We start from the raw sequence: 14,006 nt of genomic DNA on the forward strand, positions 1-14,006 counted from the left end.
GCTTTGCCTCCGGCTTCCTTCAGATCCCACCTCGCGATGGGCACCCTTGCCTTTGGCTAGCAGACTCGTGCTGCCTCGCCTGCAGTGGACTTTCACCACTAAGTTAACGCCCATGCCGGGCGCACAATAACAAGGCCCGCCCCGGTGGATGAGGCGGGCCTTTTCCTGAATTTACGGCCAGCAAAAAATCACTACTCCAGCTGTTTCTTCAGCGTGGCGATTTCCTCTGGAGAAAGCTCTGTCGCCTGGGCAATCTTATCTAATTCAATGCCCAACCGCAACAAATTTTTAGCAACTTCCATCTTACCTTTCATCTCGCCTTTCAATAAAGCCTGCCGCTGCATCTCTTCCAGGGTTAATTCCAGGTTATAAATCATCTGTTCCACCTCCCAGGGATTGCTTGCGTCCAGGATACCGTCGATTTTTGCGCTAAAATCTCCTGGTATTCTCGGCTTGACGACGTTCTTCAGCCAGGTCGTAAAATGGCGAAACTCGTCAGGCGTGAGCCGTCTTAAGACCCCAGCCAGTTTCTGCAACCGTCCAACAAGCTCTTCAGGGCGCATCCTCTGGTCTAGGAGAAAGACGCTGGCGATTAGATTGGCCGCCCTGATAAGCTCTTCTTCGCTGTAACGGTTGACGTCAAAGAGAAGATAGCGGAAGTCCAGGAGATGCCCGCTGAAATCCCGGTAACTGTCCAGCATTTCTTTGAAGGAAAGCGCCGCAGTCCAGGATCCGGCCCCGTTGTAGAGCACCGCCGGGATGATGGGCGGCAGGCGGAAATGCTTGCTCTCCCGCTCGTGCTGCGGGGTATTGTTGTAGATTTCCCGCCAGATCTCGACCATATAGAGCAAAAGGCGGAAAGGTATCAGGTAATCTACCGTTGACTGCAGCTCCAGCAGGACGTAAAAGATGACGTTTTTATCTTTCGTCTTAAGTCTGTAGACGATATCGGCTTCTTTCTCGCTGAAGTCCTGGAGGACATAGGATTTGTTCACCAGGATGAGGTCGTCTGAGTCAATGGCCTCCACCCATTCTTCCCGGACGAAGGTCTTCAGCAGCTCCAGGAACACCCTTTTGTCGGCCAGGAGCTGCCGGTAACCCTTGTCGTGGGGGTGATGGGGAGGCCGGGGCTGCCCTGCGTTTTCCGGCAAGAGATCACCTTCTTCTGGATACTATTATACCATGTTTTTGTGGCAAAAAGATGGCGAAGAACCGCTAAATCTTTGGGCAGTAGAAGCCGCAGGCCTGCCTTACCGGCCGGACTTTTTCCACAGCCTTGACCAGGATTTCCTTCCCGGCCAGCCCGATAAAGTCTCCAGCCCGCAATTGGGCTGGCACCCGACGTTCCCCGGAAAGATAGAGGTCCAGGGTGGCCAAACACGCCAACCGTGTCTCTTCCCGGCCTATGACTGGGACACAAAAGCGACAGCCCTGGCAAGTGGCCATTGCCCGATCCCTAATCCCGGGCAATATTAAACGATGACCCTCATAGAAAGCGTTATCCCCGCCCATAGAGGACACCTGCCCCCGTCAGGGATGCCGCCCGGTAGATAATCCTTTCCCCATAGCGATTTTTCAACCTATCGCATACCCGGTCCAGGCGGGCCTGTTTTTCCACCCGGCCGAAAAGGTCTTCCTGGCGTGTCGCTGACGGTACCAGCCTGGCCAGGCTCACTCCCACCAGCCGCACCGGCCGCCCGGGTGGCCAGTGGCGGCGGAGGAGCTGCCGGGCCGCCGCGTAAATATCGGCAGCCGTATCGGTGTAATAGGGCAGGGTGTAAGACCGACCCAGCCAGTTAAACTCGGCGTCTTTAAGGCTTATACTCACCGTGCGGCCCAGGTAATTTCCCAAGCGGGCCCGCCGGGCCACCAGCTCGGAAAGCTCCAGTAAAACCACCTCAATATCTTCGTAACTGTAGTAATCCCGGGGAAGTGTGATCTGGTGGCCGACGGATTTAACCCTGTCCAGGGAATGAGGGTCCACCGGGCTGTAGTCGATGCCGTTGGCGCACTGGTGTAAAACCTGCCCCACGACACCGAAACGCCTGACCAGTACCTCGACGGGAAAACGGGCCAGATCGCCGATGGTATGGATGCCGAGCTTGGCCAGATGGGCCTCCATGCGGAGGCCGACGCCGAAAAGCTCCTTCACCGGCAGGGGCCACATCTTTTTAGGAACGTCCGGGTAATCAAGGACCGTCAGGCCGTCGGGCTTCTGCATCTCGGCCGCCATCTTGGCCAATAGCTTTGTAGGCCCCAGACCGACGCTGGTGGTGATGCCCACCTCGGTTTTAATCCTTTCTTTCAGCTGTCGCGCGATTGTCAAAGGTGAGCCGAAAAGATTTTCACAACCGCTAACGTCCAGCCAGGCTTCATCGATGGAGAAGGGCTCCACCAGGGGAGTAAAATCCCGCATGATGCGTAAAATGCGGGTGGAAAACTCGATGTACAGGTCGTGGTGGGGAGGGATGAAAATGCCGTCCGGGCAAAGGCATTTCGCTTCCCGGACGGTCATTCCGGTTTTGATGCCGTAACCCCTTTTGGCCTCATAGCTGGCCGCCAGGACGATCCCGTGGCGGGTGCTTTCCAGGCCGGCGACGATGACCGGGCGCCCGCGTAAAGCCGGGTCCAGGGCCTGGTGGACGGAGGCGAAGAAGCTGTTGGCGTCGCAGAGGAGGATGGTGCAGGAGGAAGACACTTAAGCTCACCGCCGGAACAAATGTTTGGATTTATTATAACTCTGGCGGTGAAGAGAAAGCAAGAGGGAAAAGAACAGATGTACGATGATTTTGCGGCAGGGGATAGAAAAATCACCCTGCCGGTTAATTACTGCGCCTCAAAAGTCCGATTACTTTACCCATAATGGTCACTTCCCGGGCTTTTATGGGCTGCATCCGGCTGTTGGCCGGTACCAGTTCAACATGGTCGTCGTAACGGTAGAAGTATTTGACGGTAGCTTCTTCGCCAAGCAGGGCGACGACGATATCGCCGTTTTCAGCCGTATCCTGCGGCCGGACGATGATGTAGTCGCCGTCCAGGATACCGGCTTCAATCATGCTGTCGCCCTGGACGCGGAGTATAAAGACTTCTTCCTTGCCAGTTATCTGAGAAGGGAGGGGAAAAGTATCTTCGATATTCTCCACGGCAAGTATGGGCTGGCCGGCAGCGATTTTGCCCACCAGGGGAGCATAAACGACGTCTCCGCCTGTCTTTGGAGCGCGCTCGACTAGTTCAATAGCGCGGGAACGGGTAGGGTCCCGGCGGATGTAGCCTTTTTTCTCCAGACGACTTAAATGGCCGTGGACTGTGGAAGTAGAGTTTAATCCAACTGCCTTGCAGATGTCCCGGACAGTAGGCGGGTAGCCATGGGTATTAGTGAATTGGCGGATATATTGCAGGATCATTTCTTGTTTTGGGGTTAAACCTTCGGGCATGGAAACCCCTCCTGGAGAATAACTTTACTTTATTTTACCATAACCCCTATTGCAGAACAAGTGTTTGCAGTCAATCTTTTTGGTAAAGATAGCAGGATTTCCCGTAGAAAAAAAGAAATAAGAAATTAAGCTTAAGGTAATAGAAAGAAAATAATAGTCACCCAATCTAACAGAAACAGGAATAATACCATTGAAACCATGCTATATAATGGGGTTGAGAATGTGATTTACGGTCATAGGTACGCGCGTACCGGTATCATTGCATTGGTTTTTGCGCTTTTCCTGATCCTTACTGGCTGCAGCAGCGGTTCTGAAGGCGGGGCAGTAAAGCAGCAGGCTTCAGGTATTCCGGCCGGGTCTACTGGCTCGCAGCGGGCGGTATCAGTGGCAGATGAAAATACCGGGCGGCAAGATCCCCCTGCGGCTGGAGATGCGGTAAAGGTAATAACGGCCACAGTTACTTCGGTTGCCGATGGCGACACCATGCATGTAAAAATAAACAGCCGGGAAGAAAAAGTAAGATTGATCGGGGTTAACACCCCTGAGATTTCGCACCAGGATTTGGGGATTAAAGAGGAGCCTTACGGTAAAGAAGCGGCGGCCTACACCCAGAAGCGGCTGGCCGGCAGGCAGGTTTACCTGGAGCTGGACGTAGGCGAGCGAGATAAGTACGGGCGGCTGCTGGCCTACGTGTGGCTGGAAAAGCCGGCAAACGGCAGCGAGGCTGAAGTCCGGGCCAAAATGTACAACGCCGAGCTGCTTTTAAACGGCTACGCGCAGGTGATGACCGTTCCACCCAACGTCAAGTATGCCGACCTGTTTATAAAACTCCAGCAGGAGGCCCGGCAGGCGGGCAAGGGCCTCTGGGGTGCGACCGTAACCGCTCCCGCTCCCATACCAGCCCCCGGTGACAAAAGTAGCAGCGCGGCGAAATACATTGGTAACTCGAGCTCGAAAAAGTTCCACCTTCCTAGCTGTCAGTGGGCGAAGGAGATTAGTCCCAGGAACAGGGTGGAGTTCACCTCACGTCAGGAAGCTATTAGCGCCGGCTACCAGCCCTGCAAAGTGTGCAGGCCATGAAAGAGTAGAATGAACTGTAGAATAATGTCACTTGATAAAGTAATATTCAGGTAGTAGATTTAGTTAAGTCAACGATCCTCTTGGCAATAATGTTGCAAGTGAGTATATCCTGTGGTGGGTTACAAAAACCAGTTGCTTAAGATATCGTTTGATATATAAGGCCAAAGAGAAGTGGTAGTTCGTGATCGACGCCCCCTATACCCTAAAGAAAGTAAAAGAACTTCGGGTTGACGCACTGTTTGGCAAAAAGAAGCACTATAACGCTGCTGATCGAATAGCGAAATATAATTTTACATTTAGTGTATTTACTATCCTGATTAACCTCTTTTTAGGATCAATTTTATTTGCATATTTAAGCATTTCGCTTCCCATAGCCATGCAATGGGCTGGCGCCTTCCTATCCCTAATCGCTGCTTTCCTTAGCTTATTACAAACACTTTGCAATTACCCAAAGGTCATCGAGGGACATCGCTCCATTGCTTCACGTTATCTCGAAATTGCAAATGAATGCAGTCGCCTTGAGGCTTATGTGTTGGACGGGGAGATGGATCTAAACGCATTGCGAGAAAAATTGGAGCGTCTCGCCAAAGTTTATGACCAAGTAGTAAAGGATGCAGAAGCCTTCCCAACGAACGACAATGATTATAAAAAGGCCAAAAAGGGATTTAATGAAGGTGAAGAAGAGTACACCCATGAGGAACTTAATAGTTAGGAGGAATAAAACTATGGGCGATGTTTCAAAGGCAATTGCTGATTTTATCGCAGATGAAATCAAATTGAGCCAGTCAGATATTAGTTCGGCAGTAGCAAGTAGAGAATGGTTCCTGGACCGTATCAAGAATGAGATCGCCAGGCGTATTGACGAACCGGTGCTTTATGAACCTGAGCCGTTTGTCCGATTTGGCAGCTATTTTAAAAGAACCAAGGTTGCCACTGTAGATGAGTTTGATATCCTGGTGGTACTTGATTGTAATACCGGGCATTTTGTTAGCGGTGGGGTGGAAATAGGAAAAGGCCTCGGCTCAGTGTCACCCAACCCAAGATACTATGACAAATATAAGAAATCAGATGGGTCAGGAGTAAGTCCTGCCAAGATGCTCAACTGGCTCAAGGGTGTTATTCAAACAGTTGTTAGCAGCTTCGGGGGAGAAGCCCCAGAGCGTAATGGGCAAGCGGTTACGGCAATAATCAAGAGTAAAAACCTCAAAATAGACTTGGTGCCGGCCGGTATTTTTCAAAGCTCCAATGGTAGGATTTTTTACGATATTCCTAAAGGAGATGCTAATAACAGTTGGATTTTAACTGCTCCCAGAGAAGATATTGATCTTCTTAATTCTGTAGCAAAGAATAAAGAGTATTTTCGCGACGTAATCCGTTTATACAAGTATATCCGTACGGCCTACAACTTCAAAGTTTCCTCGTTCGCTATTGAGACTGCCATCGTCCAGTATGGCATGTCAAATTACTGGTTCTCATCATTGGCCTTGAATGTTTATGAAACTTTGTCTCATCTGGCTTCGGCGTTTCGCTCCGGTGTTATTAATGACCCTCTTGATTTTGTCAATAATAACTTAATTGACGGAATTGAAAGCCTCGACTGGTATGCTGATCGTATAGATAAAATCGTAACAGATCTAAAAGCCCTTGAGAAAGAGCCTGACCAAAAAAAGGTGCGTCAACAAGTTGATAGGATATTTAAGAACACATAGTGCCGCTAAGGTTAATGGATTTTATGGCAACCGCGTCCCCAGAGCTTGGGTTGAAGTTAAAGAGGTGGACCCTACCAAGCATGGGAAATAGCCACACTGTTAGCACCCTTCAGGGTGCTTTTGTTTTGGCGTGATGGCACATATCTGAAAAGGGCGGGCGGAAAAAGGAATACACAGGGAGTGGGCAGAGCAGGTATTTTTGGAGAATGGAAGGAAAAACGAAAACAAAACGCGAATAACAATAGTAACCCTTATCAAACCTTATGACGCAATGCTGATGTCGTCATAATAATGAAACCCAGAACCGACAGCGGGAAGGGGCCAACATGACGCAAAACAGAAGAGGCTTCATCAACGCAAATCCCAAGTGGATCAGACCGGCGGTTACGGCGGCGCTTTTCCTCCTTGTGGCACTGCTGGCAGGAGCGGCGCTGGCCGGCTGCGGTGCCGGTCCCGAATCCAGCTCTTCCCTCGTCCCCCCGCAGACGGCCCTTGAAGCATCGTCTGTGGCGCCACCGCAAGTAGCCTTAAAAGAAACATTAAAGAGGACAGAGAAAATTAATGACACCCAAAATGACACCATTAACCAGACGGGGCAAAATAAATCGGCCCCTGCAGAAGTATATGAGCAGACGGCGCCTCCCGGGTCGGTTAAAGTCACACCAGCCGTTGTGACCATAGTGGTCGACGGCGACACCGTTTATGCCAGTTTAAACGGCCGTGAGGAAAAGGTCAGGTTTATCGGCGTCGATACTCCCGAGAGCACACGCGAGGTGGAGCCTTACGGCAAAGAGGCCTCTGCCTACACCCAGCAGCGTTTGGCCGGAAGGCAGGTCTACCTGGAGCTTGATGTGGGCGAGCGCGATAAGTACGGGCGGCTCCTGGCCTACGTATGGCTGGAGAAACCGGTAAACGACAGCGAAGCTGAAGTCCGGGCCAAGATGTACAACGCCGAGCTGCTTTTAAACGGCTACGCGCAGGTGATGACTGTACCACCCAACGTTAAGTATGCCGATCTTTTTGTCAAGCTCCAAAGGGAAGCCCGGGAGGCGGGCAAGGGCCTCTGGGGTGCGGCCGTAACTGCGTCCGCTCTTTCACCAGCCTCTGGCGGTAAAAGCGGTAGCGCGGCGAAATACATAGGCAACTCAAGCTCCAAGAAATTCCACTATCCCGACTGCAAGTGGGCAAAGGAGATAAGCCCGAAAAATCGCGTAGAGTTTAACAGTAGAGAAGATGCTATAAAGGCCGGCTACCAGCCATGTAAAGTATGCCGGCCGTGAAGGTATAAATGCTTATAACATTATAACATAAGACTTTTAACTGTAAACCTTTTTACCAGATGGAATATAGTTAATAAGCTTTCCGCAATTAAAAATGTAATGTAGATTAATACTAGGGGGAAGGCGAATGACATCATCACAAAGTATAATCCCTGTAAGTGGGGATATCGACATCTTAGAAGCAATAAGGAGAAGGAAGTATTATGAGAGCAAGATAAAATTAGAGACAGATGAGTTTAGGATTATCTTCAAACCCAAAGCATTTGAACCTATAGGTAAAAAAATTGAACTGACCAATGAAACAATGATCGCGGATAGCGAATATTATTCTCTTACTTTAGCCATAAAGCATTTTAACCCAACTCCTATAGAACGTTCTATTTACACCAAAATATTTCGATTAGTAGACAAAGACGGTTATATACACCCGGCTGCTTCACAGTACGTATGGACAATTCCCGATAAAGATGGGGATTACGTAGGCCATGTAAAACCTATAAGTCCTAACATCGAATTGTTGGGACGTATTTGGTATGACTTACCTAAAGATGCCGCTCCTTTTAAAATAAGGTTAAAAACCCAATTTTTAAAAGCAAATACCGAAAAAAGGGTAAAGCTACCTATAGAAAGATTTGAACAATTAGAACAAAGATATGGAATTTATTTGAGAGGTGTTAGCGCCTATTACGATTTGGTAAATGAGCGTTTTATGGTATATTCTGAAGTAATTGCTTTAAACGGCTCAAGTATTCAACAAGATTTAGAACTGAAATTTGTAGCTTACACAGAAGAAGATGATATACTATATACCTATACTTTTAATATAAGAGAAGATGATTTTGACGGCATAAAAATTTTAGACGGGACAGAATATTATGCGCCTATAAGACCGGCTAAAGTAAGAGTTTTCCCCATCGGGAAATAAAATTGCACAAGGGTGGTTGATGGCAGATGGATAAATTAGTAGAACATATACAAGAACAATTTATTAAGGAGGCCCGAAATTCGCCATTATTACTGATTGATTTAGCAAATATGGAAACTTATATGGCGGAAAGTTATAAAGCTCGTTCTTTTATAGAACTTCTACAAAACGCTGATGATGCTAAGGCTAGACGGTTTATAGTAATGGAAGCTCAAGATATTTTAATCATAGGAAATGACGGGAGATATTTTACAGAAGAGGATGTTTGGGCAATATGTCGTAGTGGAGCTTCCGGAAAACGAAGAGGCGGAGATACCATAGGCTATCGAGGAATAGGATTCAAATCGGTAGTTAATCTTGCTAGAAGGGTACATGTTTTAAGTGGAGAACTTAAAATGACATTCTGCCGTGAATTATCACAACGAGCTTTAGGTTTAAATATAAATGTGCCCCTTATCCGGATACCACACCATTATAACCCTTACAATAAAAGCAGCCAATTGGAAGGAAATTTAGAGGAACTTTGGGAAGAAGGTTATATTACCTTATTTATATTTGAAGGTATCAATACCCAGGCTTTAAATATAGAACTGGAAAACTTTGACCCCACCTCACTTTTGTTTTTAAAGAACATAAAACAAGTTGAATTTAAAACAGAGCTATCAAAACTTATTAGCATCAAACGTAAAAGAGATAACGACATAGAAATTGCAGAGTTGTCAACAGATGAGGGGAAACAGAGATGGGTTATTGTCAGGAACAGCCATCCGGTAGAAGCTGTAGCTTTTCAGTTAGGACCGGAAAATACATTAATAAAAGCAACGCCTGAAACTAGTGTAGCTCATGCTTTTACACCAACTAAAGAGCCTGTTGGTATCGCTTGTAAAGTAAATGGTGATTTTAGTACGGATCCGTCCCGGACCAAAATAGATTGCGATGAATTCACTAGAAAAGCATGCCAAAATTGTACCGATATTCTCGTAAACTTACTTAAAAACGTTTTAAGTAAAAAATTGCAGCACGATTTTTGGCGAACCCTTTTTGAGGTCATTGAGATCCATTTTGATCCATTAGAACGGTATTTAAAACGCTCTGAGTTTAGAAATCTATTTCTTACCACGTTAATTGAAAAACTGAAGGCCACATCATGGATACCTACTTCTGACGGTTTATATTGTAAACCTACCCAAATAAAAACAAAACCGGACTGGCTGAACTTGGATGATTACGAAGGACTTGTTAGCGCTTCTCCCTTTTATCCGGTAAACAAGGTTTGGGAAACAGGTTTACCAGGTATAACCGGCTTTATAACTAACTGCGGAGCCACTGAATTAGATATGTCAGAGGTTTTGACGCTGTGCGTTTCTTATACTTTATCATCAGAAGGAGCCGCCCAAGTAATAGCTGAATGCATAAAAAGGTATCGCTTTGGTATACCATCTGAAATAAAAAATCTTTTAAGCCACGCTAAGTTGTTTGAATGTGATGATGGACAATTGCATTCAGTTAATGAATTGCAAAAAAATAAAAAGGAAATAGCAGAAAAATGGATAAATATGGTTCAAAATTTAATCCCGAGTACAGGAGATTTAATATGGTTTCTTAATCAAATAGGTTTGAGTAAATACTCAACGATAACCTTTAAAAATAAGGCGCAGGATAATATAATCCCTACGGCTGAAATTTGTCATTCACCTAATTCTATACAGTTATCATCAGACCAAACTCCCTTAAAAAAGTCATGGACACAATATTTGGAACAGATTTCCAATAAAGGCCCTATACCAGAAACAGAATCAGTAATAACAAAATGGAGATCAGCAGAGTTAAATCTAGCAGCTTTATTTAACTCAATCGATGGTATTGAGGCTATAGATGTAAGTAAAAGCAATATTGGATATGACTTAGAGGTTAGAAACCCTGATGGGACAGTGGAATACATAGAGGTCAAATGTGTTGAAGAAATTGGACTTCCTTTTTCATTGACCAATAATGAATATTCTATGGCCAGTAAATATGGCGAGAACTATATATTAGCTCTGGTAAAACCATATGAAAAGAGTTTTGCTGTATGTTTTATTAAAGATCCCGTCAACCAGCTTAATTTTGAAAGGCGCTGTATGAGATGGGAATGGGTTTGTGATAAATATCCTATTTCCATAAAACAATTTCCATACGGCGAGTAACTTTTTGGCATTAAATGATAAGGGAGAAGTTAAAAAAAGAAATCAACGGTTAATTAACTGAACCGGCAAAGAGATCTAACTCTTGTTCACCGAATAAAATTGATTATTATCAAACAAGCTTTTAAAGATTTTGGGATGCTAAAAAGTTAAGCTTTACTAAAGAGAAATAAAGAAGCTAAGAAATATGAAGGTGTGCCTTATGCCTAAGCTAACATTACAACAATTAAACCGCCACTTGTATGCTGCAGCCGACATCCTGCGGGGTAAGATGGACGCCTCCCAGTACAAGGAATACATCTTCGGCATGCTCTTCTTAAAGCGGGCATCAGACGTTTTTGATGAGCAGTACGATGCCATTTACCAACGCCAGATCGAGCTCGGACGCAGCCCAGAAGAGGCAAAAAAACGGGCGGAAAACCCGAGCTTTTATTCGGGCCGTGCCTTCTGGGTTCCGGAGCGTGCCCGCTGGGAATATATCAAAAAAGAGCAGCATGGAGACGTGGCCAATGTTTTAAACAAGGCCCTTCAGAGTATTCAGGAGGCCAATCTCGATAAACTGGACGGAGTTTTAACGCACATCGATTTTACCAGGAAGGTAGGGCAATCCCGGATACCTGACCAGAGATTGCGAGATTTAATACGGCATTTTGATAAGTACCGGCTTCGCGACGAGGACTTTGAATTCCCCGACTTACTCGGGGCGGCCTATGAATTCCTGATTGGTCAGTTTGCCGAGTCTGCCGGGAAAAAGGGCGGAGAATTCTACACTCCCCGGGACGTGGTGCGGCTTATGGTACGCCTGGTCAAGCCCCAGGCGGACATGCGGGTATATGATCCTTGTGTGGGTTCCGGCGGTATGCTTATCCAGGCTCACCAATATGTAGAGGAAACCGGGGGAGATACCAGGAACCTTCGCCTTTATGGCCAGGAGAGCGATGGCGGGGTTTGGTCCATTTGCAAGATGAATATGCTCCTGCACGGCATCGAAGATGCTGATATTAGAAATGAAGATACACTTGCCCGTCCTTTGCATATTGAGGACGGGAAGCTGATGCGTTTTGACCGGATAATTACCAATCCGCCCTTTAGCCAGAACTACAGTAAGGAAGGGATTGATTTTCCGGAACGCTTTACTCACTGGTGCCCAGAAAAAGGCAAAAAGGCCGACTTGATGTTTGTCCAGCACATGCTGGCAGTGCTGCGCGCCGGCGGCATCGTGGCCACCGTAATGCCCCACGGGGTGTTGTTCCGGGGCGGCGTGGAAAAAGAAATCCGCAAGCATTTTATCGAACAGGACCAGTTGGAGGCGGTTATCGGGTTGCCCAATAATCTTTTTTTCGGCACCGGGATCCCCGCCTGTATTCTGGTTATGCGTTCTCCTGGCAGCAAGCCTCCCGAGCGGAAAGGAAAGGTCTTGTTTATCAATGCTGAAGCTGAGTACCAGGCAGGAAGGGCCCAGAACTACTTAAGACCAGAGCACATTGAGAAAATAGTGTCTACCTATGAAGCTTTTGCACCTGTTCCAGGCTATGCCGCGGTGGTGACAAGAGAAGAATTGGAGGCAAACGACTATAACTTGAATATCCGCCGTTATGCTGACAATACTCCACCGCCCGAACCCCAGGATGTCCGGGCCCACCTGCAGGGTGGGATACCCCGGTATGAAGTGGAAGCAAAGCGGGAATTGCTGGCCGCTCACGGTCTGGACCCGGCTGCTCTGCTGGTGGACAAAGATGAGCGATATTTTGATTTTGCACCATCTTTGGCCTCCAGGGAAGATATCCGCTCCCTCATTGAAAAAGATCCGGGTGTTGTGCGCCGGGAGCAAGAAATGCGTAGCGCATTGAAAGAGTGGTGGGAGAAACACTCGGCAGCAATGAGTCGTTTGGTTGCCGACCGTAACTTTTTTGCCTTGCGGAAGGAATGGCTGGACTCCTTTGCGGAAGCCATGCTCCCGGTAGGTATGCTTGACCGTTACAAAGTGGCAGGGGTGGTAGCCAGTTGGTGGGGTGAAATACAGTACGATCTAAAAACTCTGGCTGCCCAGGGTTTTGAGGGCCTGGTGGATAGCTGGTGCGAGAGCATCAGAAGTGCCCTGGAGGATGAAGAAGAGAGAAAGAATGGCTTTGACCCTTTGCAGCATAAACTGATCGTTCGCCTGCTTCCGGAATACCTGGATGAGATAAAGAATGCCGAGGCCCGCCTGGCCGAACTTCAAGCCCAGAAGGAGGCTTATGAAAGAGGTGAAGGCTTAGAAGGCTGGTCCGAGGATACCGGTGAAGAAGATGATGAGGAGAACGGAGATAACAAGAGAAACATCGCCAAGGAACTGGAAGACTATATCAAGGATCTGAAAGAAAACATCAAGAATCAACTGGCACGTATTAAGGAATTGAACCGGGGCCCGAACATCAGGTCCGGTGAATCTATCGCCGCTTTACAGAAAAAAGGCCAGGATGCCAGCCACCTCATCCGGGAAAGAGATGAATTGATGGCCGCTGTAGCACCGGTGGAAAGGGAAATAGAACGTCTTACCGCCATTCTTCAACCTTATCTTGACGTAAAAGAAGCATTAAAGGAGGCAAAACGACAGTTAAGGGATTTAAAGAATCAGTTAATCGAACGCATGGATCAGGCGCGTAAGAAGTTGACCCCAGAGGATTGTGAAAGATTGGTGCTGGATATAGCCAGGGAAGAATTAGAGCAGCAATTGGAACGCTATATTGCAGAACACCGGCGAGAAGTGATAGCGGTTTTCGAAAACTGGTGGGATAAGTACCGGGTTACACTGGGTGAAATCGAGCAGGAGCGGGACGCTGCGGCGGCAGAGCTGGCCGACTGGTTGCGGAGGTTGGGGTATGCTTTATAAACCCCAATTACCAAATGATTGGCAATACATTCGGATAGGCGATTGTTGCGATATATTAGATAACCAACGAATTCCAGTTAATAGTGAGGAACGTTGGAAACGACAAGGTACCATACCATATTATGGCGCCAACGGGCAACAAGGCTGGATTAATGATTACATCTTTGATGAAGAACTTGTTTTGATTGCCGAAGATGGTGGTTATTTTGACGAATATGAGACTCGCCCAATAGCTTATGTCATTAGCGGCAAGTCATGGGTTAATAATCATGCCCATGTTTTAAGAGCTAGAAAAGAAATTACAACTAATCAATGGGTTTTTTATAATTTGGTTCACAAAGATATCAGATTCTACATTAGAGGCGGTACTCGGTCAAAACTTAATCAAAACGAGTTAAGGGAAATTGAAATACCGTTATGTAACATTAGTGAGCAGGGCAAAATAATTAAGATCCTACAAAATATTGATAATGCAATAAGTAAAACTGAACAACTTATTGCCAAACTTAAGTAAATCAAAGCC

At 47.0% G+C, this 14,006-nt stretch carries 12 protein-coding genes; 8 read left to right on the forward strand and 4 right to left on the reverse strand.

Annotated features, from left to right (window positions below; translation table 11 throughout):
* Nucleotides 1-191 precede the first annotated feature (191 nt).
* The 4 genes from FLZ89_RS14585 to lexA all read right to left on the reverse strand — a co-directional run bounded on the left by FLZ89_RS14585 (nucleotide 192) and on the right by lexA (nucleotide 3,434).
* Entirely contained in the window at nucleotides 192-1,151 is a 960-nt protein-coding gene (locus FLZ89_RS14585; protein WP_141264472.1) for an Rpn family recombination-promoting nuclease/putative transposase, read from the reverse strand.
* Nucleotides 1,152-1,215: 64 nt separating this feature from the next.
* Nucleotides 1,216-1,386, reverse strand: a complete 171-nt coding sequence (locus FLZ89_RS15820; RefSeq protein WP_172613650.1) for a hypothetical protein — start codon at nucleotides 1,384-1,386, stop codon at nucleotides 1,216-1,218.
* 112 nt (nucleotides 1,387-1,498) lie between these two features.
* Complete coding sequence (gene dinB, locus FLZ89_RS14595) at nucleotides 1,499-2,698, reverse strand: DNA polymerase IV (protein ID WP_141264470.1); 1,200 nt, start codon at nucleotides 2,696-2,698, stop codon at nucleotides 1,499-1,501.
* A gap of 124 nt (nucleotides 2,699-2,822) precedes the next feature.
* A complete protein-coding gene (lexA, locus tag FLZ89_RS14600) occupies nucleotides 2,823-3,434 on the reverse strand; it encodes a transcriptional repressor LexA (protein WP_141264469.1) in 612 nt (203 codons plus the stop codon).
* 222 nt (nucleotides 3,435-3,656) lie between these two features.
* Between lexA and FLZ89_RS16250 the strand changes: the two genes are divergently transcribed.
* From FLZ89_RS16250 to FLZ89_RS14640, 8 genes are all read left to right on the forward strand, one after another.
* A complete protein-coding gene (locus FLZ89_RS16250; protein WP_253256508.1) occupies nucleotides 3,657-4,514 on the forward strand; it encodes a thermonuclease family protein in 858 nt (285 codons plus the stop codon).
* Nucleotides 4,515-4,695: 181 nt separating this feature from the next.
* Nucleotides 4,696-5,226 (forward strand): SLATT domain-containing protein, encoded by a 531-nt coding sequence (locus FLZ89_RS14610; protein WP_141264467.1) that lies wholly within the window; start codon nucleotides 4,696-4,698, stop codon nucleotides 5,224-5,226.
* Nucleotides 5,227-5,239: 13 nt separating this feature from the next.
* The gene (locus FLZ89_RS14615) at nucleotides 5,240-6,223 is read left to right on the forward strand and encodes a hypothetical protein (protein ID WP_141264466.1); all 984 of its coding nucleotides are present in this window, start codon (nucleotides 5,240-5,242) and stop codon (nucleotides 6,221-6,223) included.
* Nucleotides 6,224-6,549: 326 nt separating this feature from the next.
* The gene (locus tag FLZ89_RS14620; RefSeq protein ID WP_141264465.1) at nucleotides 6,550-7,503 is read left to right on the forward strand and encodes a thermonuclease family protein; all 954 of its coding nucleotides are present in this window, start codon (nucleotides 6,550-6,552) and stop codon (nucleotides 7,501-7,503) included.
* 127 nt (nucleotides 7,504-7,630) lie between these two features.
* Entirely contained in the window at nucleotides 7,631-8,428 is a 798-nt protein-coding gene (locus FLZ89_RS14625) for a hypothetical protein (protein WP_141264464.1), read from the forward strand.
* A 26-nt stretch (nucleotides 8,429-8,454) separates the two neighbouring features.
* Nucleotides 8,455-10,614: a DUF3883 domain-containing protein gene (locus tag FLZ89_RS14630; RefSeq protein WP_141264463.1), complete on the forward strand. Its 2,160-nt coding sequence runs from the start codon at nucleotides 8,455-8,457 to the stop codon at nucleotides 10,612-10,614.
* Between the two features lie 199 nt (nucleotides 10,615-10,813).
* Nucleotides 10,814-13,483: an HsdM family class I SAM-dependent methyltransferase gene (locus FLZ89_RS14635; RefSeq protein ID WP_141264462.1), complete on the forward strand. Its 2,670-nt coding sequence runs from the start codon at nucleotides 10,814-10,816 to the stop codon at nucleotides 13,481-13,483.
* Entirely contained in the window at nucleotides 13,473-13,997 is a 525-nt protein-coding gene (locus FLZ89_RS14640) for a restriction endonuclease subunit S (protein ID WP_141264461.1), read from the forward strand. Before FLZ89_RS14635 ends, FLZ89_RS14640 begins: the two co-directional genes overlap by 11 nt.
* Nucleotides 13,998-14,006 lie beyond the last annotated feature (9 nt).

Source organism: Moorella sp. E306M, from assembly GCF_006538385.1.
In the GTDB taxonomy this organism is placed as follows: Bacteria; Bacillota; DSM-521; order Neomoorellales; family Neomoorellaceae; genus Neomoorella.